Consider the following 25817-nt stretch of genomic DNA (forward strand, 5'->3'; position numbering starts at 1 on the left):
AAAGCAGCCTTCTTATCATTTCAATTGCTAGCGCCTGGTGATTTTAATCACTAACGCCTAGGACGCCGAGATTAGAAGCGGTAGTTCACGCGACCATAGTAGTAGCCACCGTTGTAATCGAACGGGCCACTCTCATAGTAGATCGCACCTAGCTCACCACGGGTACCGTCTTTCAGCTTCTGCGCTTCCTGATCGAACAGGTTGTTGGCACCGATAGAGACGGTCAAGCTATCGAGGAACTGATAGCTTAGCTCCAGATCCACGGTCACCGCAGCATCGGCCATCTCTGAGCCCCAATCCGAGGTGTCGTCGGCGTGAGTCGCATAGTACTCACCGAAGTAGTTACCACGCAGCGACATGCTGAATCTGTCCCAAGACTGTGCCCAGGTCAAGGTCGCACGGTGAGCCGGAATACCATCTTCTAGACGACGCACCTTACCCTCATCTGTGGTATTTGGGTTGTACTTGTCGACGCTGGTATCAGTCCAGCCATAGGCCAGGCTGAACTTGGTATCGCCCGACAACAGCTGAGTGTCGTATGAGGCCACCAGATCGATACCCTGAGTCGTGGTATCGAAGTCGTTGGTGTAATAAGTCACCGCAGAGATCAGCTCTGGGAACTCGACACCGGCGGCGCGCAGCGCGTCATAGTCTTTCGCCTCAACCTCGATCTGGCTCGACTGCGCGATACGACCTGTCACCTCTATATTGTAGTAATCCAGAGTCACGAAGAGGTTTTCATGCTCGAACACGGCGCCGAGGGCGTAACTGACAGACTCCTCAGGCTTAAGCACCTTACCGCCATAGAAGGCCGACAGCGGATCGGTTGGCGGCGCGATAAAGGTCTGGATCAGGTCACCATTAACGATGGAGGTCTGAGTGTTAACCACGTTCTCCTGACCCACGGTCGGCGCACGGAAACCTGTGCTGTGTGACGCGCGGAAAGAGAGATCGTCGGTAGCCGTGAACTGAGCGGTCAGCTTGTAGTTCAGGGTATCACCGAAGGTAGAGAAGTCCTCGTAACGCAGCGCGGCGCCAAGCAACCAGCGCTCGCCCAGATAGGCTTCCATGTCGGCATAGACGCCTATGTTGTTACGTGAGTTCTTGCCAGCAGACTCTGGGCCGAAACCCTTAAAGCCGTGAGAGCCGATGTTGAAGCCCTGGTCGGCGTATGGGCCAGCAATCCAAGAGGCTTCCTCGCCCTGAGTGATCTCGAACGACTCTTCACGCCACTCGAAACCTGTGGCGAAGCTGATATCTTCGACGCTGCCCAGGGTGAGCATGCGCGAGAAGTCCAGGTTAACTGTGGTCTCGGCCTGCTCATAGGCACCAGTTTCAAAGTCGGTGGGTGTGTCTAAGCCCAGTGACGGGTTAAGCGAATTCTTCAGGCTGAAGGTCGACTTGTTGTTACCCATACCGGCGCTGAAATCATAGTTCCAGGCACCGAGCTCGCCTTTAACGCCGGCGAAGAAAGAGCTGTCTTCCACTGTACCGGCAAACTGCGGCGTATAACCGCCCGGACGCAACTGGTTCATGGCGAAACAGTTAGGATCGGCCAGCATCGCCTTGTAGGCATCAGTCTCGAGCACGTTACCGTCGCTACCATCTGCATTCTTTGGAATTGGCACCACGGCACAGGTCGAAGGATCGCCATTGACCGCACCCACCAACAGGGTTTCACCGCCATCTAACGAGTAGACGTTGCCGCGGTTGTGGGGGTTACGATAGTAGAAACCACCGACCACATCGCGCGAAGAGAGGTTACCGAAGGCATATAGGCGCGCATTGTCGTTGATATCGTAGCCAGAGTTAAGGAAGAAGCTGTAGTCATCCTTGATCTCTGGGTTACCCCAAATCTGGGCAGGGTCTTGGACGAAGGTGTTGCCCTGCTCAATCAGGTTGGCAGCATCCGGACGCTGCATGCTGCGGCTGGTGGCATCGGCATTCTTGTATTGCAGGCTAAGGTTAACGAAACCAGCGTCAGACAGAGGGAGTCCCACGTTGGCATCGATAGTGGTGGTGGCACCGTCACCCTCATAGTATTCGCCTTGGCCGACCGTGATAGAGCCGCCTTCGGCATCATCTTTGAGCACAAAGTTCATCACACCGGCAATGGCATCTGAACCATATTGCGCCGCTGCACCATCACGCAGCACCTCAACTTGTTTCAGCGCCGCACTCGGAATGACCGAGATATCCGGGCCCTGGGCGCCATCGTTGATGCCACCGCCCTGGAAGGCGATCACCGAGGCGCGGTGACGACGTTTGCCGTTGACCAATACCAGGGTGCTGTCTGACGGCAGACCACGTAGGTTGACCGGACGGATCAGGGTTGCCGCATCACTGATGGGCTGGGCACGAGAGTTGAAAGATGGCACAGTGGTGACCAGCATGTCGATCATGTCGGTAGAACCATTCTTCTTCAGATCATCGCTGCTGATGATATCGATAGGTACCGGCGAATCGCCGATAGAGCGTGGCGCAGAACGTGTTCCCACCACGGCAATTTTTTCAATATTCTGAGACGCTTCTGCCTGCTGATCATCGGCAAATGCCTGTGTACTCGCTAACGACCCTGTCAATGCCAATGAGATGGCAAAACTCAGCGCACTCACGCCGAAACCTTTATTTTTATGTGTTGTCATCATTTTTCCCGCATAGTTTTTTTATATTTCGCCATCATTCGCGCCTTTCTCACACGAACCACCACAGGCATACCCCAGAGTGAAATGAATACATTTCATTTACACTTTTATAACAAACAAAAAATAATTGCTAATACTAATTGGTCTAATTTAGACGAGAGCAGGAGACACTGGCAGACTAAAAATCGAACAAATACGTGGCGTTCACGATAAAACTCCAAAAAGATTAATCATTAAAGCTCAAACAGTTTCGATTAAAGCAAATATTCAAAAGATGCAAAAAACGTTAACCGGTGATTAACATCTACCTCTAAGGAGATAGCAAAGTGGTCTTCTAGACAGGCGATCTAGCAATAGTGCCAGAGCAACCAGGATAGATTAGCGAAATATCGTGGAAAGGCTTGATGACGCCATTCAAGAAAACGAGCTAATATAGGGGCTAAGTGAGAGGTTAGTTAAAATGTGCATTTAAAGGCTGAGCGACATTAAATAAGTGACTTTTCTAGAGACTTACGAAGAGTAACTGTTCGAAAATGACTCTCCACGACTAGCATACAGGCCTCACATTAAGAGTGAGATAGCACAACAATCATTGCCAGCAAGGAGCGGCGAACATGGCTTGTAAACACCCAAGGGTCGATGATGCCCATGTGGACTTTCTACCCGAGAACAAACTGCTACTCAACGCGGTAGGCGAAGGGATCTACGGCTTCGACCTAGAGGGCAATGCCGTCTTTATCAACCCTGCCGCCGAGCGGATGACGGGCTGGAAGGCCGAAGAGTTGCTGGGTAAGAACATCCACGACTGTCACCACCACAGCCACGCCGATGGCAGCCCCTATCCCCAGGAAGAGTGCCCCATCTACAACACGCTGCACGACGGCATCGCCCGGGAGATCAGCCATGATCTCTTCTGGCGCAAGGACGGCAGCAGCTTCCCGGTGCACTACACCTCGACCCCCGTCTACAAGAACGATCGCCTCATAGGCGTGGTCGCGATATTTCGCGATATCAGCATTCAGAAGCAAACAGAAGCCTCACTCAGGGAGGCGCTCAAGCAGGTACAGGCCCTGTCGGAGAAGCTGGCCAACGAGAATGACTACCTGCTCACCGAGCTGGCCAGCCATCGTCAGGAGGTCAATATCTCGGGCGAGAGCGAGACGATACAGTCGCTTATCCAGCAGATAAAACTGGTGGCCAACACCAGCAGTACCGTGCTGATCAACGGCGAGAACGGTACAGGTAAGGAGTTAGTGGCCCGCAACATACATGCGCTCAGCGATCGCAGCGATCAGCCCCTGGTGAGCGTCAACTGCGCCGCCTTCTCCCCCACCCTATTAGAGAGCGAGCTCTTCGGCCACGAGAAGGGCGCCTTCACCGGCGCAACCAGCCGCCGCAAGGGGCGATTCGAGCTGGCCCATCAGGGCACTTTGTTTCTCGATGAGGTGGCCGAGCTTTCCCTCGAGGCCCAGTCTAAGCTGCTCAGGGTGATCCAGGAGCAGGAGTTCGAGCGTGTGGGCAGCAGTACTCCCATCAAGGTGAATATCCGCCTAGTCACCGCCACCCATCACGATCTGCTAAAGCGGGTACAGCAGGGGCTGTTTCGCATGGATCTCTACTATCGCCTCAATGTCTTTCCGTTGCATGTGCCACCACTCAGAGAGCGGCTGCAAGATATTCCACTATTGGTCAGCGATATCCTCCTCAACCTCAACCATAAGCTGGGCAAGAAGATCAAAGGGGTCAGCAAGCAAGGCATGCAGCACCTGATGGCCTATCACTGGCCCGGCAACGTGCGTGAGCTGCAGAACGTTATCGAGCGTCAGACCATACTCTGTCACGGTCAGATCCTACAGATCCCCGCGCTACAGGCCGAGCCGCAGCCCCAAGACAAGGGGGAGTTTCAGACCCTGCAGCAGGTCGAGGCTGCTCATATCCGCCGCACCCTGAAGCGGCTCAACTGGCGAATCTCGGGCCCCAACGGCGCCGCCAATTTGCTCGGGCTGCCCGCCAGCACCCTGAGATCCCGTATGCTCAAGCTGGGGATCAAGCGTCCGGCCTAAAGCGTCTTGAGTGATCGCATACAGATTAGCGATATATCGCCAAAGCACGATATATCGCTAAACCAAAATAGAGAAGATGAATTAAACCCATTTAGTTTCAAACACTTACAAAGCAACAAAACTTGGTTCCCAACTTGCATTGGCTGTCGGCAATTCCCCTAGCAAGAGTTTGGAAAGCCAATGAGTCAAGATCTCAGCAGTACAGAGAACCCAATCGCCACCAAGGCCGCCCTGGGCCAGGCCATCCCCGTGACCAATTTGCCGGTGCAGCGCGGTAAGATACACATAAAAGAACAGAAGGGGCGCTTTCAGCGTCTGCGCACCGGCCTCAATAGCCTGCTTATCCTCTTCTTCTTCCTGTTGCCCTTCATCCCCTATCAGGGACGCCAGGCGATCCTCTTGGACGTGGAGCGTCAGGAGTTTCACTTCTTCAACCTGACCCTGTGGCCGCAGGATTTCACCCTGCTGGCCTGGCTGTTTATCATCGCCGCCTTCGCCCTCTTCTTCGTCACCGTCTTTTGGGGCCGCGTCTGGTGTGGCTACCTCTGCCCTCAGACCAGCTGGAGCTTCGCCTTCGTCTGGATAGAGCGGCAGATTGAGGGCAACAGCAACAAGCGTCACGCCCTGGATAAGGCTCCCTGGAGTCTTGAGAAGGTGCTTAAACGCGGCGCCAAGCATCTGGCCTGGGCACTGGCGGGGCTGATCACCGGCTGTGGTTTCATCGCCTACTTCATCCCGGCCAGCGAGCTCTATCCACAGATCTTTACCCTAAGCGCCAGTTTCTGGGTCACCGCCTGGGTCTGGTTCTTCGCCCTGTGTACCTACCTCAACGCAGGCTGGATGCGTGAGCAGATGTGCCTGCACTGCTGTCCCTACGCCCGCTTTCAGTCGGCCATGTTCGACGCCAATACCCTCACCGTTTCCTATGACGCCGCTCGCGGCGAGTCTCGCGGCCCGCGAAAACGCAAACAGGCTACCGATCTCGGCGACTGCGTCGACTGTAATCTATGTGTCGATGTCTGCCCCACGGGGATAGATATTCGTAACGGCCTGCAATATGAGTGCATCAACTGCGGTGCCTGCGTCGATGCCTGCGACCAGACCATGGACAAGTTCGGCTATGACAAGGGCTTGATCCGCTACGCCAGCGAGAACGAGCTGCAGAAGAAGGAAGCGAAACGTTTTACCTCCTTCAAGTTTGTCGGCTATGGCATCGCGGTGATCATCATGCTCAGCGTGTTCGCCCTGGATCTCTATCGCCACCAGAGCATAGATCTCAACGTCATCCGCGACCGCCAGAGCCTCTACCGCGAGGTAGGTGACGGCCGCATCGAAAACAGCTACACCCTGAAGATCCGCAACAAGACCCAGGAGGATCACCAGTACCTTATCAGCCTAAAGGACACTGGCAACCACGGCTTCGCCAAGGAGACCTCACAGCAGGTGATGATCAAGGCCGGTGAACAGCTGAGCTATCCGGTGACGGTTTTCGAACAGAAGCAGCCGGACTTTGTCGGCGCTAAGCTGCAGAAACAGACCATCGCCTTTACGGTCACCAACCTGAGTAACCCCAAGGAGAAGGTCTCCCAGGCCAGTCCCTTCTTTAGCCTGAGCGCCTTCTAAGGACTCGAGTGTGCCTCGGTGGTGTTACTGGCCACCGGGGCCAACACTTATATGCATTTTTACCCAATCGCTTTCACGCCTCACTCTAAGTCCCTCTCGCAATACCCGATAATAACGGCTCCATCAGGTCAGACCAGGTAGGTTTTGTCACGCTATAAAAATAGCGATATTAAACAGATAGATAATCGTTAAACGATTGTTTTATTTTAGGCCGACAGAGGTTGACCTTAGACGCGTTTTAGCACAGTCTAAACACCTGTTTGATTTTTAGCTGCGCCCAAGAATACCGACAATAATAAGCAAAGGAGACGCGTCCATGGCCTATGACTCACATGCCCATGTAGATCTGGAAAAATATGCATCACTGATCGATCTGATCGAAACGGCCGCCGAGCGCTACGGCGACAAGACAGCCTATGTGTGTCTGGGCAAGGCCAGCAGTTTTGCCGATATAGAACGCGACTCCCGCTACTTTGCCGCCTACCTGCAGCAACATACCCAGCTTGAGGTGGGCGACAAGGTCGCCATCCAGCTGCCCAACATCACCCAGTTTGTTATCGCCGCCTATGGCGCGCTCAGGGCCGGCATGATACTGGTCAACACTAATCCCTTGTATACCCAGCGAGAACTGATCCACCAATACAGAGACTCGGATGCCAAGGCCTTGGTAGTGCTGAGCGATCTGCTGCCAACCCTGGAAGCCGTGATCCCAGAGACCCAGATAGAGACGGTAATTTCAACCCATCCGCTGGATCTGATAGCAACCCAACCCCAGGCCGACAGCCAGCTCGCCCACATAGGTTTTAACCAGGTATTGGCCCTGGGCAGCCAAGCCGAGTACCGCCCGATAGAGGTCGCGCAGCAGAGCCTGGCGGCGCTGCAATACACGGGCGGCACCACGGGCCTCTCCAAGGGCGCCATGCTCAGTCACAGCAACCTGCTGGCCAATATGCTGCAGGTGCAGTCGCGCCTGGCCAGCAAGTTTGTCGAGGGCGAGGAGATCTTTATCGCGCCCCTGCCCATCTACCATATCTATGCCTTCATGGTGAATTTCGTCTACTTCGAGCAAGGGGGCTGCAGCGTACTCATCCCCAACCCGAGAGATATCAGCGCGCTTATTCAGACCATGTCCCAGCATCCCTTCACCGGCTTTGCCGGCCTCAACACCCTGTTTGTCGGTCTGTGCCATCAGCAGTCCTTCCAGGCGCTAGACTTTAGTCACCTCAAGATCACCATCTCTGGTGGTACGGCACTCACTCAGGCGGCGGCCAGCGTCTGGCAGTCCACCACGGGCTGCACCATCTCCGAAGGTTATGGCCTGTCGGAAACCTCGCCCGTGGTCTCCGTTAACGCGCCGGGACTCGAGTGTCTTGGCACCATAGGTCGCCCGGTGATCGATACTCAGGTGAAGATCCTCGATGCCAACGAGCAGGAGGTGTCTCAGGGTGAGATAGGCGAGCTGGCGGTCAAGGGGCCACAGGTGATGAGCGGCTACTGGCAGAAGCCAGAGGAGACCGCCAAGGTGATGACCAGCGATGGGTTCTTCAAGACCGGGGATATCGCCCTGGCCACTGAAGATGGCATGCACAAGATAGTGGATCGCAAGAAGGATATGATCATCGTCTCCGGCTTCAACGTCTATCCTAACGAGGTGGAAGATGTGCTGGCTGCCCATGAGAGCGTGCTGGAATGTGCCGTGATCGGCGTCGACGACAGCCGTAGCGGCGAGGCCGTCAAGGCCGCCATAGTGCTGCGAGAACCTGAGCTGGCAAACGATGCCACTAAGCAGGCCCTGCTCGAACATTGCCGCGCGCAGCTGGCCGCCTATAAGCTCCCCAAGATAATCGAGTTCATGGCCGCACTGCCCAAGTCGACCGTGGGTAAGATACTGCGTCGTGAGTTGAGGAAGTAATCTGCTAAATCAACCAATTTGAGCCTCAAAAGCCATAAAAAGGGCGCCTTCTCGGGCGCCATTTTTTATTCTCACATTTATTCGCTCTGAGTTGGATAAGTAGCTCTATTTCGCCCAGCTATCTATTACTCCCTGCTTTCTATTACTCCCAAATGAGCGCCTGGGTATCGAACCCCAGCTTCTCGGCCTGGGTGATAAAGGCTTGTCGTACCGACTCATCCACCTCGGGCGAGCGCGCCAGCAGCCAGAGATAGTCACGGTTATAGCTGGTTACGAAGGCGTACTGATAATCCGCATCCAGACGGTAGATCACATAGGCACCATAGAAGGGACCGAAGAAGGAGACCTTGAGGTGGCCAATATCGGGCGTCTGGACAAAGTAGGCCTTGCCCTCGGCGCTCTTCCAGCTTTGTGATTGCGCATCGAAGCCGCGATTGGTCACACTCACGCCGCCATCGCCCCGCAGTTGATACTCGGCGGTCACCTGGCTCAGGCCGCGCTCGAAGCCATGATCCAGACGGGCGATCTCATGCCAGGTGCCCAGGTATCTGGAGAGTTCGAATCCCTCCACCGGCGCTATCCCCTTGGGTGCGCTGGTACATGCCGTTAGCAGGGTTAACAGACAAATAAGAGAAAAGGTGACAGGCCATCTCATCGCGATACTCCACTTATTGAGGTATATTGGAAAAACAATTCGTTAAACCAATTCTTTAAATCAATTCGTTAAATCAATACGCAGGGATCTCGCCTGAGGTTCACAAGCACTAACGCTCTCCTGTAATAATGCTCTCTTGTAATAATGCTCTCCTGTAATAATGCTCTCATGTAATAAAGCTCTCCAGTGATAAAGCACGCCTCCCTATCGCACTTTATTTTGGCCATCAAGGGCTAAACGTCCTAAGCGTTAGGCCACTCACAAAGTACAAATTTCAACCAGCAAATCCCTACATTTTGTGCAAGTACTCCTTAGAATCAATATATCCATTAGAAAAAACTCATTAAAAGGTTTAATCAAGATGCGACCCTTAACTCTACCCCTAGCTTTTTTACCCTTCACCCTCGTTGGCCTTATGCTCAGCGGCTGCGGCGGCTCCGATGACACCAGTCCACCAGAGCCACTCGCCACAGGTACAGTGAGTATCGCCCTGTCCGATTCTCCAATGAGTCAGGTCAGCCGGGTCGAGCTGGTGTTCGATAAACTGGTGATGACAGATGCTCATGGCCAGCGGCACACTCAGGATATGGCCCAGCACAGGTTTAACCTGCTGGACTACCAAGGCATGGACAGCCACAGAGTGATCGACGGCCTAGAACTCCCCGCAGGCCAATATCACGACGTACACTTCACCTTGGTTAATGGCGATCAGGCCCAGGGTTGCCTCATCGAAAACGGCCAGGGCCAGCACCCGCTGATGATAGAAGATGGTCGCCTCCCCATGGCAAACTTCACCCTGGGCGAACATCAGCACCTTAACCTGACCATGGAGATCGACCTCTACCAGTCAATGCACCTTTCCGATGGCCAATATCAACTCAACCATCAGGGTATCTACTCCATCGACGACGACACCATGGGACACATCTTCGGCGAGATGGATCCTCAATGGATCGCCGATTGTGAGACTCAATACGCAGCGAGTGCCCCCGAGGGCGGCCAGTTCTACCACATGGCCTATCTCTACCCGAGTGAGGTGACCAGCCTGGCGCAGATGGGCGACATAGCGCAGAGCCGCGACGACGGCCTCTTCTCGCCGGTGGCCATCTCCCCCATACGCCAAGACATTAATGGTAACTGGTTCTTTGCCATGGGCTATCTGCCTGCTGGCAACTATCGGGTGGGCTACACCTGCCTCGGGCACCTGGACTCCCCGACCCAAAACGATATGACTCAAGGCGCATTTAAGCTGTTTGAAGATGGCGGTGAGATCGCTGTGGAAGATGGCGGCAGAGAAACCCGCCATCAGTGCGGTGGTGGCCACGGCGGCCATAGAGGCTAGTCTAGCTAAATATAGAAACAGATAAGAGCAGATATAACCTGTCTGCCCTTATCTCACTCTCCTATCCTTTAGGCCTCTTCCGAGAGTAGCTGCAAGCTGGCGAACTCGCGGTAGAGGCTGTTGCTCTGCATCAGCTCGCCATGGGTACCGCTGGCGATCAGTTCCCCCTTATCCATCACCAGTATACGGTCGGCGTTGAGCACAGTTGCCAGGCGATGGGCGATGATCAGTGTGGTGCGCCCCTGCATCAGCACATCCAGCGCCTGCTTCACCTTCTGCTCGCTGACCGCATCCAGGGCACTGGTGGCCTCATCCAGCAGCAATACCGGCCTATCGGCCAATATCGCCCGCGCGATGGCGATACGCTGCTTCTGACCACCGGATAGACGCACGCCGCGTTCACCCAGATAGGTCTGATAGCCCTCGCTAAAATCAGAGATAAACTCATCGGCGCGTGCGGCAACACAGGCGGCCTGCACCTCCTCCAGACTGGCGCCCGGGCGACCGTAACGCACATTTTCCAGCACGCTAGTGGCGAAGATCACCGATTCCTGGGGCACCAGGGCATATTGCTGGCGCAAATCCTGTGGTCGCAGGCTGGCGATGTCGATACCGTCCAGGGCGATCACCCCGCTGTCCAGGGGGTAGAAGCGCTGCAACAGCTCAAACAGGGTACTCTTGCCGGCGCCGCTCGCCCCCACCAGGGCCACCCGCTCGCCGGGAGAGATATGCAGGCTCAGGCCACGGATCACCTCGACGCCAGCCTGCGCTTCCATCTCCTCAGCACTATCGGCACTGGCCTGAACAGGATAGCTGAAACACACCTGCTCTAGCCTCAACTCGCCGCGCACCTTGGCCGGCAAGCTGACTGGTTGTGGCGCCAGAGGAATATCGATAGGCGTCCCCACCAGCTCGATAAGCCGCTCCGTCGCACCGGCGGCGCGCTGGATCTCGCCGATCACCTCGCTGATGGTCGCCACGGCGCCCGCCACCATCACGGCATAGAACATGAAGGCGGAGAGCTCGCCCGGAGTGATCGCCCCACTCATCACATCCTTGGCGCCCACCCAGGTAATTAACGCGATGGCGAGTATGCTGAGAAACATCACCAGGGAGATGAGAATGGCGCGATACTTGATGCGCCCCCTGGCCGCCTCCATCACGGCCTCGACCCGCTCGGAAAACAGCTGTCTGTCACGGCCTTCATGGCAATAGGCCTGCACTGTGTGGATCTCGTGCAGCGACTCATCCACATAGGCACCCAGGTCGCCCACCCTGTCCTGGCTGCGACGAGACAGCTCGCGCACCTTACGGCCAAAGAAGAAGATAGGCCCCAGCACCAGGGGCACGGCCAGCAGCACCAGGGCGGTGAGTTTAAGGCTGGTGATCGCCATCATCACCAGGCCGCCCACCACCGTAACGCTGGCGCGCAGCGCCATGGAGAGACTAGAGCCCACCACAGATTGCAACAGCGTGGCATCGGCGGTAAAGCGGGAGATCACCTCGCCGGTGCGCAGCCTGGCGTAGAAACCGGGCGACAGCTTGAGCAGATGGTCATAGACCTTGAGGCGGATATCGGCGCTTACCCGTTCCCCAAGCCAGGTCATGAGGTAGAAGCGGCAGAAGATGGCGGAGCTGCTCAGCGCGGTGATGCCAATCACCAGCAAGATGATCTCGTTGAGCCGCTCACCGTTCTCCCGCAGGAATCCCTCGTCCACCATGAGGCGTACCCCCTGGCCCAGGGACAGCCAGGCCAGCGAGCCGATAAACAGAAACACTATGGCGGCGATCACTTTGCCGCGATAGGGACGCAGGAAGCCGCCTATCCAGGGCAGAACGGCTTTCTTCGCTCCTGGTCGCTTAGGTTGAGGTGCTGACCGCTTAGGGCCGGGAGGTGCGTCATGAGAGGCAGTCGGTGAGAGAGGTTGAGACAAGCTGGCATTCCTTTTCGGCAGCGGTATCAGGCTTGACTAACAGAATAACAAAACCCGCCGGGAAAAGCGGGTTTTGTTTGCGGAGATTAATCGGTGGGGATCTGACTAGAACCAGGTCAAACCGATACTGATCACTATGCCAGTGATGATCAGCTGCATCAGGCAGAAGCCCATGATATCCCGCGCCTTAAGACCTGCAATAGCCAGCACAGGCAGGGCCCAGAAGGGCTGGATCAGATTGGTCCAGGCATCGCCCCAGGCCACCGCCATGGCGACCCTTGCCACATCGGCGCCCAAGGCCTCGGCGGCGGGCAACATGATAGGTGCCTGCACCGCCCATTGCCCACCACCGGACGGCACGAAGATGTTGACGATACCTGCACTGATAAAGCTCCAGAACGGCAGGGTGTCGGCGCTGGCGATGGCCACGAACCCCGAAGAAATACTCTGAGCCAGACCCGACTGCACCATGAGCGCCATGATCCCCGCATAGAAGGGGAACTGGATCACTATGCCGGCGCCGCCCTTGATCGCTTCATTGAGGCTGGTCAGCAGGCTGCGAGGCGTCTGATGCAGGATGATGGCGAGAAACAGAAACAGGTAATTGACGATATTCAGGTTGAGCTTACCGCCGGCAGCGAAGAAGTATTGTCCCAGGTAAACCAAACCAGCCCCACCCACGGCCCAGGCCAGTAGGCGGCTATTTTCCAGATAATCAGCCGGACGGGTGATCGCCTCGGTCTCGACCTCGGGCTCTGCTAGCTTGTCCCTGTCGACATAGATGCTCTCATCAGCGCTTGGCAACATGAAGCGGTTAACCAAGGGGATCAGCACGAACAGAACAGCCACCAGCGCCAGGTTAAAGCCGGCGAAAATGGTATTGTCTGTGGCTATGATGCCTATCTTGTCCTCGGCGAAATGCCCCTTGGTGGCTATGGTCAGGGGGATGGAGCCGGCGAGGCCGCCATGCCAGACCACAAACCCCGAATAGGCACTGGCCACCAGCAGGCGATAATCCACCTTCACCTGACGCGCCAGCGCCTTGGCGAACAGGGCGCCGACCACCAGGCCGAAGCCCCAGTTGATCCAGCTGGCAAGCAGCGACACCAGAGTCACCAGGATGATCGCCTGGGGCGCACTCTTGGCCAGGGCGGCGATGCTATCTAGCAGGCGTTTAATGGGCGGCGAGCTGGCCAGCATGTAACCGGCCACCAGCACCAGCAACATCTGCATCGAGAAGCTGAGCAGCGCCCAGAAGCCTTGGCCCCAGTAGGTCACCAGTTGCAGCGGACTCTGCTGTTCCACCGTCATGGCGGCGACAAACACCAGCAGGGTGAGGAGTAACACGAAAATATAGGGGTCGGGCAGATAGCGGTCGACCAACTTGACCAGAGGTTTTGCGGCCTTATTAAGCATGATCTTGTCCTTGATAGCAGGGTATTATTATTGATTGAATTTGCCACAGACAGGTTAAGCGATATCTTAACAAAATCATACTCATACTATGGTATAGGGGCAGAGGCCGTACCAGAGGCTAAGCCTGTGTAACCCTGTGGCGCGACTCATGTTATAGTGAGGCCAACATTCATCAGCTTAAGACGTTATGGCGCAGCAGATCTCCAACGAAACCAAAGATGAGGCGATGAAAATTGCCAAGGCCACCCAGAAACCCGGGCAAACCAAGGAACAGACCAAGCTTATCGCCCAAGGGATAGAAAAGGGGATTGCCGAATACAAGAAGCGCCAGAAGAGCAAGGCCAGAGACAGGGACAAGCAGCGCAAGCAGGTCCTGAAGGAGAAGCAGCGTCAAACGATGGAGCCAATGGATGACGGGTTACAGGCCGCGCCTAAAGCCAGCAAGCTGCCCTGGCTACTGCTAGCCCTGAGTTGGCTTGGCTTCATTGGCCTCTACCTACTGAATCACTAAATCATTAGGCCTGTGAAATCAATCTGACCTCAGCGATCAGTCTAGCGGCAGCGATCAGTCATGCTTCAACGATTGGGTGATGCTCTCGATGTTATTAGCCACCCAGATCTTGTCGATAGGCCCCCAGTCGTTGAGGCGATAATAACCGGCATTATGGCGCTCACCATCTTGCACAAAAGTACAGCTGATACCTATATCTCCCATGGCGGCGATGGCATCTTGCAGGGTACGCCTTGGCATGGTGGTGGCCTTGTTCAGCGACAGCAGATTATGCTGCTCACTATCGATCAAATGGGCCAGATAGAGCTTTCTCAGGAAGGCAATTTTTTGCTTAGATAACTCGGCGCTCAAGGCATCCTCTCTCAACATGGTTTTTATTATCTTGTAACATAAAACAAGCATCACAAACAGGTGCAAATGGCTGACAACCAAAGGAAAGATGTTATAGTCAGCCAATAGCCAACTTTCGCAGGATAACAAATGGAAGATGTGACTCCTCAAACTTCGGCATCAATGCAGGCCAGGCGTCGGCTGGAGCAGCCAGACTGGATCGCCATAGATGAAGTACCACTGACACCACTGGAACAGGCCTATCTGCATCAGGTGCAGATAGAGAATCTGCTGATCTTCACGCCGCTACTGATCATAGCGCCCCTGGCCGCAATCCTGCTCAACCTGCCGGGCAGCCTGATCATCGCCCTGGTGACGAGCCTGCTTTTCCTGGCTGGTATCGTCAGCTACGGCCGCTATCGCTACGCCCTCTCTATCGCCTACGGCGTGTTCGATCACGAATTCATCATGCAGAAGGGATTGATTTGGCATAAGAAGATCGCCCTGCCCTATACTCGCCTGCAGCATGTCAGCTTGTCTCAGGGCCCACTGGAGCGCTATTTTCATCAGCACACCCTCAAGTGCTTCAGCGCAGGTAGCGGCAGCGCCGAGATCAGCCTGCCAGGCCTGGGGGACGACACGGCAGAGCCACTGCGTAAGCATCTACTGGCCAAAGCCTCCCAAAAACAGGCACCACAGCATCAAGCCCCCGACGGGCGCGAGGATTAACCCATGAGTACACGCTTCGCCCAGTGGGCGAGCCTGTCTCCCTGGTCGATCGTCAGCTTCAGTGTCGGCAGCCTACGTCAGCTGCTGACCAATGGTTACGCGCTGATCCCCCTGGTCTACACCGGATGGCAGCGGGGATTCAACTCCCCCTGGCTGCTGCTGGTCGCCGCGGGTCTGGTCCTGGTCACTCTGACCTATGCCAGCCTGCAATGGGCCAAGTATCGCTATCGGCTCAGCGACGCCAAGCTGGGGATCCGCCAGGGACTGGTGTTTAAACGCGCCCAGGAGATCCCGCTGAACAAGATCCAAAATGTGCGACTGGAGCAGCCCCTCTACTTCCGACCGCTCGGCCTCTACAGCCTGGTGGTGGAGACGGCCGGCTCCAAGCAAGATGAGGCAGTGCTGGCCGCGGTCAACTATCGCCAGGCCATGCAACTCAAGAAACACCTGTTTGCCTCCCAGTCCCAACAGGCAGCTTCTGAAGCTATGCCTGCCGACGGCGAGATGCTGGCGCCTGCCAGTGAGCCGCAACAGGCGGGCATGACGGCCAATCGGGCAAGCGCGCAATCCCGGCGTCAGGGCGAAGGCCTGGTGGTAGCCAAAGATCTTAAAGATCTGCTGATCTTCGGCTTCTATCAGAACAACCTCATCTGGCTCTCAATAATCTCCGGCTCCATCATAGGCCAGGTAGACTGGGAATCCCTGGGACAAACCAGCATGGTGCAGGAAGCCTGGCACTGGTACCAGGCCAATATCGCCACCGGACTTATCTATCAAATCCTGGCGGTAGCAGCCGCGCTAATACTCCTCTACCTACTGCTCTCGCTCATCTCTATCGCCTCGGCCGTGCTTAAGTATTACCCCTATCGCCTCAGCCTGCGTCAGGGCACGCTGCATCGAACCGGCGGCATACTGGCAAAACAGCAAGATGCGCTGCGCCTGCACAGGGTGCAGCTTGTCCGATTCGAGCAGCCCGTCATCGGCAGGCTTATCGGGCGTTGGACGGTACATTTCGAGCAGGTAAAAGGTAATGAGGTGGAGCAGCTCGCCAAGCGCCACCTACTGATCCCCAGCATGAGTCGTGAAGATATCCCTCAGGCCTTCGGCCGATTCGATAGCCTGGCGGCCAAGGCCAACTCCCTGCCCTCCAGTTATCAAGGGATAAACAGCGGCTGGCTTTGGCGCCGCGCCATCCCGCTGGCACTGATCCCTGTGGTGATGACCCTTATCCTTGGCCTCAACCCCTTTACCGAACTGGTCGCCGGCTTCACCCTGGTGGCGCTTGTCGGCCTCTATCTCAACTATCGTCAATGGGGCTACTGCCTGGAGGGGGATGACTGCTGGATCCACACAGGTGCGCTGGGGCAGACCTGGCGACTGGTTCCCCTGAGTAAGACCCAGGATGTTTGTATCTCACAGACGCCGGGGCAGAGGCGTAATGCCTTGGCCACCTTGCACTTAGGTCTGGCATCAGGCCCCCTGGTGATCCCCTATATTCCCCTCGAAGAGGCTAGATTGATTGCCGAAACCGCGTTAAGTTTGACCAGAGAAGATCCGAAAAACTGGATATAGCTAGAACTGGCAATAAGCCTGGAGAGAAGGAGAAGAGATGAACAGGATAGCCCACACGCCAGATGACATCATTCGCTTCTGGTTCGAGGAGATTGAACCTAAAGCTTGGTTTGTCAAAGACCTCACCTTCGACAGGACGATTCAAGCCCGCTTCGGCGAGCTGCTCACTCAGGCCAAACAGGGCGAACTCTATCACTGGCGCACCACACCCCAGGGGCGTCTGGCCGAGATTATCGTGCTGGACCAATTTAGCCGTAACATCTACCGGGATACGCCAGAAGCCTTCGCCGCCGATCCCATGGCGCTAACCCTGGCCCAGGAAGCCGTGGCCGCTGGCATCGACAAGGCGCTGCAACCTAAACAGGTACCCTTTCTCTATATGCCCTACATGCACAGCGAGTCGCAGGCGATTCACGAGGTCGCCCTTATCCTGTTTAATCGAGAGGGCGCCGAAAACAACCTGGCGTTTGAGCTGCGCCACAAGGCGATTATCGACCGCTTTGGACGCTATCCCCATCGCAATGCCATCTTGGGGCGCGAGTCCACCCAAGAGGAGCTGGCGTTTCTCGCCGAGCCTGGCTCAAGTTTCTAACTTATCCAGCGAGTCATTCCCCATTAGGGCGTAAGGAGTACCCATGGAGATCACCCTCACCCACGGCCTGTTGCTGGTCGTCACCGGCTTTCTGGCTGGCATCATCAATACCCTGGCCGGCGGCGGCTCCAACCTCACCCTGCCCGCACTCATGGTGATGGGCATGCCCGCCGAGGTCGCCAACGCTACCAACCGGGTCGGGGTCACGGTGCAATCGATCACCGCCCTGTTAGGCTTTCACAAGCATGGCAAGCTAGATACCCAGGACAAGGGGCCGATACTGCTGCCCACTATACTCGGCGGCTTCATAGGCGCAGGCCTCGCCGCATACGCCCCCAGCACACTGATTAAACCCCTGCTACTGGGCACCATGCTGCTGATGGCGCTCATCATCTTAGTGCGCCCCGCCATCATAGCGCCCGAGCTGGGCACCCCGGTCAACCGGGTCAAGGACACGCCCAGCTCCTGGTTCTGGCTGACCCTGGCCGGGATCTATGGCGGCTTCGTGCAGGCGGGGGTAGGCTTCGTCTTACTGGCGGCCCTGGCGGGCAGCCTGAGATATGATCTGGTGAGGGCCAACGCCCTCAAGGTGTTCTGTACCCTGTTCTTCACCCTGGCTTCCCTGCTGGTCTTCATCAAGGAAGATCTGATCCTCTGGCTGCCTGGGCTCATCCTGGCAGCAGGCACCATGGTGGGCGCCCATCTGGCGGTCAAGCTGGCGATCAAGGTGAGCCCCAAGGTACTCAAGTGGTTTCTGTTTCTGATGACACTCTGCGGCAGCGTCGCCGCTATGCTTAGCGACTAAGAGCTTAGCGATTAAGGGCTCTGGCTGGATCACTCCAGCCAGTCAATCATGAAGCTGATGGCGCCCTGCTCATCGCAGCGCCATACCCTCACCCGTACCGAGGGCTTGAGCACGCCGGGAGAGACCTCCAGCCGTTTCCAGTCTGGCAGGGTAAACAGCCCGCCATTGAGCCGCATCTGCTCAAGCGCGTAGGCGATATCCAGGCGCTCCAGGGTACCGTCTACGGTGCGAATACCAAAGGCTATCTGGGTCTCGATCCTGTGATAGTTAAAGACTTCTCCCTGCCATGAGGTCAGTTGGTCACGGCCACAGGGCACGAAGTCGGGGGCACGCAGTCGCTCCGCCAAACAAGGGCTCCCCCACAAACAAAGGCCTATGGCGAGACACCATAGGCCCTGTTTCAACAGTGAATTTTCCATGAGACTAGTTAGACGGCCAGCGATAGGCACCGCTTAAGGTATCGGCGCGCTCAGACTGGCCCTGAGTGAACTCGACCATACAGCTATCGTCTGTGTAGTCCATGAAGTTGTAGATGGGGTCGTCACCACCGTCACGTCGACAGGTGTCGCGCCCCGAGGGACAACCATAGGCCGCCGAACGCTCGGCCGGGGTATCGGAAACCTGGTCTCCGCCATTACAGCCACCTTGGAAGGTATGATACAGACCCAGCCAGTGGCCGACCTCATGGGTTGCGGTATCGCCTTCGTTATAGGGTGAAGCCGCGCCGCCCGGCAGCGATTGATTGAGGATCACCACGCCATCGTCGCTAGGATTGCTGGCATAGTCTGTGGGGAAGGTCGCCCAGCCCAGCAGGCCACCACCAGGATTAGAGACATAGATGTTGAGGGTATCGGCGCCGCCCTGACGAAGGGATTGTTTCATCGCACGCTCGGCGCTGGTGCCCGGCCCCGCGGTGTACCAGGCATCGTTTTCTGTTTTTGTTGTCCCCATCAAGGTGAAGCTGAACTTAGTATCGAAGCCGCTGCCGCCACCTGCACCGGCGAAGGCATCATTAAGCACATTCATCTGCTCCGCAACCAGACCTGACACATCGCCATCGCCGCTACTACTCAGGATCAGGTGGACATAAACGGGAATATTATAACCCACGGCCGTGTAGTTACCGCCCGTGCCGCCATCACCACCGCCGCCACCGCCGTTGCCGTTGCCATTACCCACACCGCTCGGCTTCTTCAGGGCCTTGAGGTGTTCATTCAACATCTTCACCTCGAGATCCGAGGGGGTACGGGTGCCGCAGCGCAGGAAGGCGGCGTTGCTGTTGGCATGCTCGAAGGCCGGGGTAGAACTCGTCTTCGCCTGCTCTTGACCAGCAACAGCTTGACCTGCGAAAGCCAGGACGCTTGCCGACATCAGCAGCAAGCCAGATACTCCAATTACGCTTTTTCTCATGGGTGCCTCACCTTAAAAATCTGATCCAGTTCACACCTCTGAGTATAGAAAAAGCCGACGAACTTGCTAATGCAAAGGCCAAAGCGGCCGCCTGGCATGAAAAATCAATTTTTTTCTTTACATTCGACACAAAAGTAAATGATAACCATTCCCATTTAAAATCCTGCTTTTTTTGTATATCCTTTGTTGCGTAAATTTGGTTGGCGTGCCAAGTCCCCAGCGGTCTTGCACCGCTCCTCACTATTCTTCTTTTGCTAAGATGACGACAGATCATGAAACTTAAGCCTATTTCGCTCGCTATCTTCTGCGCCCTGAGCATGGCGACTATGCCAGGCCACGCAGAGAATCAAACTGCTCAACTAGACAATGACAGCCAACAGGACAACCAGGATATCGAGAAGATCGAGGTTCGCGGCCGCTATGTGCAGGGCTACAATGCCCACTCTGTCGGCGGCGCCTCGCGCCTGGATCTGGCCATCATAGATATTCCACAGTCGGTGTCTGTGATCACTGATGCTCAGCTGGACGACTTCCAGCTCAACGACATCAACAGCGCCCTGGACAGCGCCACCGGCATCAATGTCGAGCGCATCGAGACGGACCGCACCTACTACACGGCCCGCGGCTTCGACATCACCAACTTCCAGATCGATGGGGTCGGCCTGCCACTGACCTCGGGCAACAACCACGCCGATGAAGACACCGCCATCTATGATCGCATCGAGGTGATCCGCGGCGCCAACGGCCTGATGACAGGCGTGGGCAACCCCTCTGCCACGGTCAACTTCATTCGTAAGCGTCCGACCTCTGACAATCAACTCAAGCTCCAAGCCAGCTATGGTAGCTTCAACAACGCCAGAGTCGAGGCTGATGCCAGTGGCCGCCTCAACGACACCTTCGCCGCCCGCGTGGTGGCGGTAAAACAGCAGAAAGACTCCTACCTCGATCGCTACGAGACAGACAAGAGCGTTCTCTACGCCTTCATCGAGGCCAACCTGAGTGACGACACCAGCCTGTCGGTCAGCCACAGCTACATCAACAACGATGCCACCGGTAACAACTGGGGCGCCCTGCCGCTCTACTACACAGACGGCAGCCCAACCAACTACGACAGATCCACCAACACCTCGGCCAACTGGTCGAACTGGCAGGTGATCAAGAACAACACAGTGGTGGAGCTGAGCCACTACTTCGCCGACGATTGGCGCCTGCGTGCCACCTACTCCCACAAGAGCACAGATGAAGATACCGAACTCTTCTACGTCTACGGCACACCCGACAGGGAGACGGGGCTAGGCCTTACAGGCTATGGCAGCGAATACGATCTGGATGAAAGCCATGATCTGGTGGATCTCTATGTCGACGGCGAGTTCAGCCTGTTTGGCCGCGATCATCAACTGGTGGCCGGGGTGAACTACGCCAAGGTGGACTATATCGACAGCTCGCTATACGACTACAGCACAGGCAACGGCTTCCCAGCCATGCCAGATCTCAACGACTGGGATGGCAACACGCCAAAGCCTGTGTTTGCCGACAAGCCCAAAGGCAGCGATGTCAGCGCCAAGCAACAGGCCGCCTACTTTACCGGTCGCTTTAACCTGTTCGATGGTTTCCACTTCATCGCCGGTGGCCGCTTCAACAAGTGGCAGGCCGAAGGGGTCTCCTACAGCAAGGAGCAAAATGTGGAAGACAGCCAGTTTATTCCCTACCTGGGCGCCGTCTACCGTATCACCCCTGAACTTGTGGCCTACGCCAGCTATACCGAAACCTTCAAGTCGCAAACCGAGAAAGATATCGACGACAATCTGCTGGCCCCCGTAACAGGCGAGAGCAGGGAGATAGGCTTCAAGAGCGAGCTGTTCGACGGCCGCCTGATCGCCAGCCTGGCCTACTTCGATATTCAGCAGGTCAACCTGGCAATACCCGATCCCCGCACTAACCCGACCGACCAGCGCTACATAGGTGCCGATGGCATCAACAGCAAGGGCTATGAGTTTGAGGTAGCCGGAGAGGTGTTCGACGGCCTCAACCTGAGCCTGGGCTTCACCGACTTCGATATCAATGGCGATGATGACAATGCCAAGATAGTCGCCGCCTATACTCCGAGTCGCCTGCTGAAGTTTGCCGCCACCTATGACGTGGCCGCCATCGAAGGCCTCTCTGTGGGGATGAACATGCGCTGGCAAGATGATATCTACCGCAATCAGGGCGTGGTCGGCGACGGCTTTGCCAATGCGGGCGAGGCGATCATCACCCGCCAGGACGCCTATGCCATCGTCGATCTCATGGCACGCTACCAGTTTAACGACAATCTGCAGCTGAGCCTCAACGCCAACAATGTGACCGATGAGAAATACCTTAACAGTCTCTACTGGGCCCAGGCATTCTACGGCGCCCCGGCGAACTACAGCGCAACCATTACCTGGAAGCTCTAAGCTTACGCTGAACGCTAACAGACATTAAAAAGGGCATATCGCCGACGCGATATGCCCTTTCTTATTTGTCTCAATTATTTGTCTCATCCTAAGCAAAGGCTTGAAAGGCTAGGCTTGAAAGCCAATGTTAAAAGCGACTATCGCGATTAAACCAGCTCGGCCAACATCTCGTCTGAGTAAGTCACCAGCGGCTGTCTGTCGCGCACCCTGACTACATAGTCTGGGTTAGCGATGAAGGGGCGACCAATTGCCAGCAGGTCGAAGCGGCCATCGGCGATGGCCTGGGCCCCCGTCTCGGCGCTGTAACTGCCTACCCCCACTAAGGTCTGGCTGTAATGGCCGCGCACATAGTCCGACACTCGCCCACCAAGATACTCGAAAGTCAGGGCATCATCGAAGATCCCCACATGCAGGTAGGCCAGCTTACGAGACTCCAGCTGATTTAAGAAATAATCGAACACGGCGCGATCCCGGCTGTCGCCCTGCATGTTGACATAGGCGCCCGGCGACACTCGTAGTGCGGTGCGCTCATTACCGATACGCTTAACGATGGCATCCACCACGGCCAGCGGGAAGCGCGCCATATTCTCCGGCGTACCGCCAAACTCATCATCGCGGCGGTTGCTGTCATGGTGCAGGAACTGATCGATGAGGTAAGCATTGGCACCATGGATCTCGACGCCATCGAAACCGGCATCTATGGCATTGGCCGCCGCCTGGGAATAATCAGCCACCAGCTGCGCAATCTCATCTGTGGTCAACGCCTTAGGGGTCTCATAGGCCAACTCACGCTGACGCGGCACTGTGCCTTCAATCTTCACCGCCGACGGCGCTACCGTCTGGCCACCGAAAAAGTGTGAGTGTGCCACCCGGCCCGTGTGCCACAGCTGGGCGAAGATCTTACCGCCCTTGGCATGCACGGCGCTGGTCACGCGCTGCCAGCCCTGGATCTGCTCTGGGGTAAACAGGCCCGGGGTATTGGGATAGCCCTGACCATCGGGGCGAATGATCACCGCCTCGGAGATGATAAGCCCGGCATCGGCGCGACGCGCATAATAGTCGGCCATCGCCTGGGTTGGCACCAGGTCATCGTCGGCCTGACAACGGGTAAGCGGCGCCATCAAGATCTTGTTGTTGAGGGTAATACTGGCATTAAGCGCATAAGGCTGAAACAGGTCGGCTGTCATAATCGGCTCTCTTTCTTGAATGAGCGTTCAAGATACTCTCAGTCAAAAAAGGATTCAAGATCTTTTTTGAACGTTCATTCAAAATTGAGTACAATCCCACTTATCGCCCCAACAAGCAGCCAAAGAGTAAGATGCGCAACGCCGAATTTGATCGCCAGCAGGTACTGAGACAGGCCATGAATGCCTTTATCGACAAGGGCTACGCCAAGACCAGCATGCAAGATCTCACCAAGGCCACTGGGTTACACCCTGGCTCCATCTACTGCGCCTTCGACAACAAGCGCGGCCTCTTGCTGGCGGTGATAGAACAATATGGGCAGGACAGACAAGCCGAGCTAACGGCCTGTTTCGGCTCAGCGCTCCGCTTCCCCGAGCAGCTTAAGCAGTATCTGGCCGGCATAGTCGATGAGTGTCAGTGCAAGGATACGCCCAAGGCCTGCCTGCTGACCAAGGCGCTCAACGAGGTGGCCGAGCAAGATGAGATGATAAGAGACGCTGTGCAATCGCATCTAGAGAGTTGGCAGCAGGCGCTGACGACCCAGTTTGAACAAGCCGTCGACAGGGGAGAACTTAAGGGCGATGCCGCTCATCTGGCGCGTTATTTCGTAATGGGGATCTATGGGCTCAGAACCTTTGCCCATACCAAGCCGGCGCCAGAGGTATTGCACGCCCTGGCGGACCAGCTCTATCGCGACACCTGCCGCGGCTAGGCTATTTCACCACCATCACGGGGCACTTGGCCTTATTGGCCAGCTCCTCGGCCACGCTCGGATTCAACAGGTGGGCGAGTCCGGTATGACCATGGCTGGCGACCACTATCATGCCCACATCATTCTCTTCGGCATCGAGCAATATCTGACCTAACACACCGCCGGTACGCACCTCGCTGTGCACCTTGAGATGAGGCGGCATTCTAATCTGCGCGTCCCTGACAATCTCACCCAGCTTGCCGTTGGCATAGGCATGCAGGTGCTGCTCCAGCTCCTCGTTACTCTCCACCACTATCCCATAGTTATGGGCGCCGTAGGGTTCACTCACCACATGAACGATACGCAGATCCACGCCATATAGCGTCGCCATCTCGATGGCATAGCCCAGGGCGTGAGAGGCCGTCTCGGAAAAATCCGTTGGGCACAATATTTGACGGGTACGCATATTCACCTCCTCAGTTCAGGCGCTCGTATCCCTCTGTTACAAATGCAAAAACTAAGCTGCGGCGGCAGCTGTTTTCAATAGCCGTTTGCGACAACCAATTTCGACAGGCATTCTCGAAAGCCATTCTCGACAAACAATTGACCGACGACGGGCTTATAAACCAGAACCTTCGCACCGACTATTTGACCACAAGCACCGGGCACTTGGCGCGGTTCGCCACTGCCTCTGCCACATTAGTATGCAGAAAATGAGACAAGCCTTTACGGCCATGGCTGGCGATCACTATCATGCCGACATGGCTCTCTTCGGCCTCGGCTAAGATCTCGGTCACCGCGTCGCCGCGACGTATCATGGTCTCAATGGGCAGATTGCTATCGAGCTTGGCCAGCAGGGATCTCATCTTCTCGGCGGCGGCATCTTCCATGGACTGGGCGAGCTCCTCCGGCGTGATCGCGAGGATCTGAAAATTCTCATCCCCCATGGGCTGCTCGACCACATGAAGTAAGCGAAATCCCACCTGATACAGGTTGGCCATCTCGATGGCATAAGAGAGGGCATGGGAAGCCGTTTCAGAAAAATCTGTCGGGCATAAAATTTGACCATTTCTCATCTGTTACTCCTTACCATTCGCTTTCTTTAAGCATAGCGGATAAAAGTGACACAGGCTTGACAGAAATCGCTTAGCTGGCAGGGCTTTCTCCGCTTTTCTCTGCGTAGAATAGGGGCCTTAGTTACGCCTGCTAAAGCGGCTAAAAATCGTCACTAATATTAAAAACCACGGCTAATCCCCAAAAGCTCGCCAAATCCCCAAAACCGCGCCTAATACTCATAACCAGTGCTCAAAATAAGTACTCACAACCGTTACTGGCGATAAACGAAGGGTTAGCCATCAACACAGCCAGTCGAGCGCGTCTCGCCTATCTTCGAAGAACTTGAACTCCCCCGGAGTAAACCAGTTCGCCACCCGGGTCGCCCACTCCTGTAGCTCCCCCCGTCCTATGATGGCCACCCGCTTAAATTCCTTGCCGTGTTTCAAGCCCAGCTTAAGGTCATCCCAGGCTGCATGCAGCGACAGGCCATCTAGCTCTGTGATGTCGATAAGCGCGACGATTTCGGGCGTCTTTATGCCCGCCAAGGCTGACTCCAACAGCGGCGTCATCTGCTCATAGTCTTCGTGGGTCAACTTGCCGACGGCCTTGAAGGCGAGATAAAAATCATCCTGACTGCGCTCTATGCCAATGGCGATACCATGTAGATTACTGCTCATTTCAAGCTCCTGTAATCCCAACTAAAAGGGTCTATTTCATTTTAGATTTCCAGCCCCGCCACCCGCTTGATCCAGATCACACTTTTCACCGTTATCGAACAATATTTGACCTAGACTGTTTTACCCCCTAACATTAGACCGACTAATCAGTCGGTTTTGTATTTTGGCCATCTGACTCCAGATCCGGCTTGGCAGAAGAGACGTCAACATTCGAACGCTCAACGTCAGTAACCA

Annotated in this window: 22 protein-coding genes; 11 read left to right on the plus strand and 11 right to left on the minus strand. The window is 55.9% G+C overall.

Going from position 1 to position 25817, the window contains the following annotated elements:
• Positions 1–71 precede the first annotated feature (71 nt).
• Positions 72–2648 carry a TonB-dependent receptor plug domain-containing protein gene (locus AYI87_RS10790; RefSeq protein WP_144201991.1) on the minus strand — a complete coding sequence of 859 codons (2577 nt, stop codon included), beginning with the start codon at positions 2646–2648 and terminating at the stop codon, positions 72–74.
• Between the two features lie 611 nt (positions 2649–3259).
• On the opposite strand from AYI87_RS10790, the gene AYI87_RS10795 reads away from it, so the two are divergent.
• From AYI87_RS10795 to AYI87_RS10805, 3 genes are all read left to right on the plus strand, one after another.
• Entirely contained in the window at positions 3260–4708 is a 1449-nt protein-coding gene (locus AYI87_RS10795) for a sigma-54 interaction domain-containing protein (RefSeq protein WP_144201993.1), read from the plus strand.
• A 180-nt stretch (positions 4709–4888) separates the two neighbouring features.
• Positions 4889–6331, plus strand: a complete 1443-nt coding sequence (gene ccoG / locus AYI87_RS10800) for a cytochrome c oxidase accessory protein CcoG (protein ID WP_144201995.1) — start codon at positions 4889–4891, stop codon at positions 6329–6331.
• A gap of 316 nt (positions 6332–6647) precedes the next feature.
• Positions 6648–8243 (plus strand): AMP-binding protein, encoded by a 1596-nt coding sequence (locus tag AYI87_RS10805; protein ID WP_144201997.1) that lies wholly within the window; start codon positions 6648–6650, stop codon positions 8241–8243.
• A gap of 142 nt (positions 8244–8385) precedes the next feature.
• Here AYI87_RS10805 and AYI87_RS10810 read toward each other — a convergent pair whose 3' ends face one another.
• Positions 8386–8898: a lipocalin family protein gene (locus tag AYI87_RS10810; RefSeq protein WP_144201999.1), complete on the minus strand. Its 513-nt coding sequence runs from the start codon at positions 8896–8898 to the stop codon at positions 8386–8388.
• Between the two features lie 361 nt (positions 8899–9259).
• On the opposite strand from AYI87_RS10810, the gene AYI87_RS10815 reads away from it, so the two are divergent.
• Positions 9260–10240, plus strand: a complete 981-nt coding sequence (locus tag AYI87_RS10815; RefSeq protein ID WP_144202001.1) for a DUF4382 domain-containing protein — start codon at positions 9260–9262, stop codon at positions 10238–10240.
• A 68-nt stretch (positions 10241–10308) separates the two neighbouring features.
• Here the strand turns inward: AYI87_RS10815 and AYI87_RS10820 are convergent, their stop codons facing one another.
• Together AYI87_RS10820 and AYI87_RS10825 are read right to left on the minus strand one after the other, a co-directional pair.
• On the minus strand, positions 10309–12174 hold the full coding sequence (locus AYI87_RS10820; protein ID WP_144202003.1) for an ABC transporter transmembrane domain-containing protein: 1866 nt from the start codon (positions 12172–12174) through the stop codon (positions 10309–10311).
• Between the two features lie 105 nt (positions 12175–12279).
• A complete protein-coding gene (locus AYI87_RS10825; protein WP_144202005.1) occupies positions 12280–13590 on the minus strand; it encodes a short-chain fatty acid transporter in 1311 nt (436 codons plus the stop codon).
• A gap of 187 nt (positions 13591–13777) precedes the next feature.
• Here AYI87_RS10825 and AYI87_RS10830 point away from each other — a divergent pair, with 187 nt between their 5' ends.
• The gene (locus tag AYI87_RS10830) at positions 13778–14101 is read left to right on the plus strand and encodes a DUF2956 domain-containing protein (RefSeq protein ID WP_144202007.1); all 324 of its coding nucleotides are present in this window, start codon (positions 13778–13780) and stop codon (positions 14099–14101) included.
• Positions 14102–14155: 54 nt separating this feature from the next.
• On the opposite strand, the gene AYI87_RS10835 is transcribed toward AYI87_RS10830, so the two are convergent.
• Positions 14156–14470 (minus strand): winged helix-turn-helix domain-containing protein, encoded by a 315-nt coding sequence (locus AYI87_RS10835; RefSeq protein WP_186300607.1) that lies wholly within the window; start codon positions 14468–14470, stop codon positions 14156–14158.
• 111 nt (positions 14471–14581) lie between these two features.
• Between AYI87_RS10835 and AYI87_RS10840 the strand changes: the two genes are divergently transcribed.
• The 4 genes from AYI87_RS10840 to AYI87_RS10855 are packed head-to-tail and all read left to right on the plus strand — an operon-like array spanning position 14582 to position 18129.
• Positions 14582–15160, plus strand: a complete 579-nt coding sequence (locus AYI87_RS10840; RefSeq protein WP_144202009.1) for a PH domain-containing protein — start codon at positions 14582–14584, stop codon at positions 15158–15160.
• 3 nt (positions 15161–15163) lie between these two features.
• On the plus strand, positions 15164–16732 hold the full coding sequence (locus AYI87_RS10845; protein ID WP_144202011.1) for a PH domain-containing protein: 1569 nt from the start codon (positions 15164–15166) through the stop codon (positions 16730–16732).
• A 37-nt stretch (positions 16733–16769) separates the two neighbouring features.
• On the plus strand, positions 16770–17324 hold the full coding sequence (locus tag AYI87_RS10850) for a DUF924 family protein (RefSeq protein ID WP_144202013.1): 555 nt from the start codon (positions 16770–16772) through the stop codon (positions 17322–17324).
• A 43-nt stretch (positions 17325–17367) separates the two neighbouring features.
• A complete protein-coding gene (locus AYI87_RS10855) occupies positions 17368–18129 on the plus strand; it encodes a sulfite exporter TauE/SafE family protein (RefSeq protein WP_144202015.1) in 762 nt (253 codons plus the stop codon).
• Positions 18130–18158: 29 nt separating this feature from the next.
• Here the strand turns inward: AYI87_RS10855 and AYI87_RS10860 are convergent, their stop codons facing one another.
• On the minus strand, positions 18159–18476 hold the full coding sequence (locus AYI87_RS10860; protein WP_144202017.1) for a hypothetical protein: 318 nt from the start codon (positions 18474–18476) through the stop codon (positions 18159–18161).
• A 76-nt stretch (positions 18477–18552) separates the two neighbouring features.
• Positions 18553–19539: a zinc metalloprotease gene (locus AYI87_RS10865; protein ID WP_144202019.1), complete on the minus strand. Its 987-nt coding sequence runs from the start codon at positions 19537–19539 to the stop codon at positions 18553–18555.
• Positions 19540–19811: 272 nt separating this feature from the next.
• Between AYI87_RS10865 and AYI87_RS10870 the strand changes: the two genes are divergently transcribed.
• Complete coding sequence (locus AYI87_RS10870) at positions 19812–21974, plus strand: TonB-dependent siderophore receptor (protein ID WP_144202021.1); 2163 nt, start codon at positions 19812–19814, stop codon at positions 21972–21974.
• 146 nt (positions 21975–22120) lie between these two features.
• On the opposite strand, the gene AYI87_RS10875 is transcribed toward AYI87_RS10870, so the two are convergent.
• On the minus strand, positions 22121–23161 hold the full coding sequence (locus AYI87_RS10875) for an alkene reductase (protein ID WP_144202023.1): 1041 nt from the start codon (positions 23159–23161) through the stop codon (positions 22121–22123).
• A gap of 131 nt (positions 23162–23292) precedes the next feature.
• Here AYI87_RS10875 and AYI87_RS10880 point away from each other — a divergent pair, with 131 nt between their 5' ends.
• Positions 23293–23871 (plus strand): TetR/AcrR family transcriptional regulator, encoded by a 579-nt coding sequence (locus AYI87_RS10880; protein ID WP_144202024.1) that lies wholly within the window; start codon positions 23293–23295, stop codon positions 23869–23871.
• A 1-nt stretch (position 23872) separates the two neighbouring features.
• Here the strand turns inward: AYI87_RS10880 and AYI87_RS10885 are convergent, their stop codons facing one another.
• The 3 genes from AYI87_RS10885 to AYI87_RS10895 form a co-directional block, all read right to left on the minus strand.
• Positions 23873–24316: a universal stress protein gene (locus AYI87_RS10885; RefSeq protein ID WP_144202026.1), complete on the minus strand. Its 444-nt coding sequence runs from the start codon at positions 24314–24316 to the stop codon at positions 23873–23875.
• A gap of 178 nt (positions 24317–24494) precedes the next feature.
• Positions 24495–24926: a universal stress protein gene (locus tag AYI87_RS10890; protein ID WP_144202027.1), complete on the minus strand. Its 432-nt coding sequence runs from the start codon at positions 24924–24926 to the stop codon at positions 24495–24497.
• 279 nt (positions 24927–25205) lie between these two features.
• Positions 25206–25583 (minus strand): STAS/SEC14 domain-containing protein, encoded by a 378-nt coding sequence (locus AYI87_RS10895; RefSeq protein ID WP_144202029.1) that lies wholly within the window; start codon positions 25581–25583, stop codon positions 25206–25208.
• Between the last annotated feature and the right edge of the window lie 234 nt (positions 25584–25817).

The organism is Shewanella sp. KCT (assembly GCF_007636505.1).
Classification (GTDB): Bacteria; Pseudomonadota; Gammaproteobacteria; order Enterobacterales; family Shewanellaceae; genus Shewanella; species Shewanella halotolerans.

Excerpts from the sequence above, each read along its gene's own strand:
- AYI87_RS10890 (WP_144202027.1), bottom strand. The coding sequence starts at position 24,926 with ATGAGAAATGGTCAAATTTTATGCCCGACAGATTTTTCTGAAACGGCT.
- AYI87_RS10895 (WP_144202029.1), bottom strand. The coding sequence starts at position 25,583 with ATGAGCAGTAATCTACATGGTATCGCCATTGGCATAGAGCGCAGTCAG.
- AYI87_RS10865 (WP_144202019.1), bottom strand. The coding sequence starts at position 19,539 with ATGAGAAAAAGCGTAATTGGAGTATCTGGCTTGCTGCTGATGTCGGCA.
- AYI87_RS10790 (WP_144201991.1), bottom strand. The coding sequence starts at position 2,648 with ATGATGACAACACATAAAAATAAAGGTTTCGGCGTGAGTGCGCTGAGT.
- AYI87_RS10815 (WP_144202001.1), top strand. The coding sequence starts at position 9,260 with ATGCGACCCTTAACTCTACCCCTAGCTTTTTTACCCTTCACCCTCGTT.
- AYI87_RS10870 (WP_144202021.1), top strand. The coding sequence starts at position 19,812 with ATGAAACTTAAGCCTATTTCGCTCGCTATCTTCTGCGCCCTGAGCATG.
- AYI87_RS10845 (WP_144202011.1), top strand. The coding sequence starts at position 15,164 with ATGAGTACACGCTTCGCCCAGTGGGCGAGCCTGTCTCCCTGGTCGATC.
- AYI87_RS10810 (WP_144201999.1), bottom strand. The coding sequence starts at position 8,898 with ATGAGATGGCCTGTCACCTTTTCTCTTATTTGTCTGTTAACCCTGCTA.
- AYI87_RS10830 (WP_144202007.1), top strand. The coding sequence starts at position 13,778 with ATGGCGCAGCAGATCTCCAACGAAACCAAAGATGAGGCGATGAAAATT.
- AYI87_RS10795 (WP_144201993.1), top strand. The coding sequence starts at position 3,260 with ATGGCTTGTAAACACCCAAGGGTCGATGATGCCCATGTGGACTTTCTA.
- AYI87_RS10835 (WP_186300607.1), bottom strand. The coding sequence starts at position 14,470 with ATGTTGAGAGAGGATGCCTTGAGCGCCGAGTTATCTAAGCAAAAAATT.
- AYI87_RS10885 (WP_144202026.1), bottom strand. The coding sequence starts at position 24,316 with ATGCGTACCCGTCAAATATTGTGCCCAACGGATTTTTCCGAGACGGCC.
- AYI87_RS10880 (WP_144202024.1), top strand. The coding sequence starts at position 23,293 with ATGCGCAACGCCGAATTTGATCGCCAGCAGGTACTGAGACAGGCCATG.
- AYI87_RS10825 (WP_144202005.1), bottom strand. The coding sequence starts at position 13,590 with ATGCTTAATAAGGCCGCAAAACCTCTGGTCAAGTTGGTCGACCGCTAT.
- AYI87_RS10855 (WP_144202015.1), top strand. The coding sequence starts at position 17,368 with ATGGAGATCACCCTCACCCACGGCCTGTTGCTGGTCGTCACCGGCTTT.
- AYI87_RS10805 (WP_144201997.1), top strand. The coding sequence starts at position 6,648 with ATGGCCTATGACTCACATGCCCATGTAGATCTGGAAAAATATGCATCA.
- AYI87_RS10840 (WP_144202009.1), top strand. The coding sequence starts at position 14,582 with ATGGAAGATGTGACTCCTCAAACTTCGGCATCAATGCAGGCCAGGCGT.
- ccoG (WP_144201995.1), top strand. The coding sequence starts at position 4,889 with ATGAGTCAAGATCTCAGCAGTACAGAGAACCCAATCGCCACCAAGGCC.
- AYI87_RS10850 (WP_144202013.1), top strand. The coding sequence starts at position 16,770 with ATGAACAGGATAGCCCACACGCCAGATGACATCATTCGCTTCTGGTTC.
- AYI87_RS10875 (WP_144202023.1), bottom strand. The coding sequence starts at position 23,161 with ATGACAGCCGACCTGTTTCAGCCTTATGCGCTTAATGCCAGTATTACC.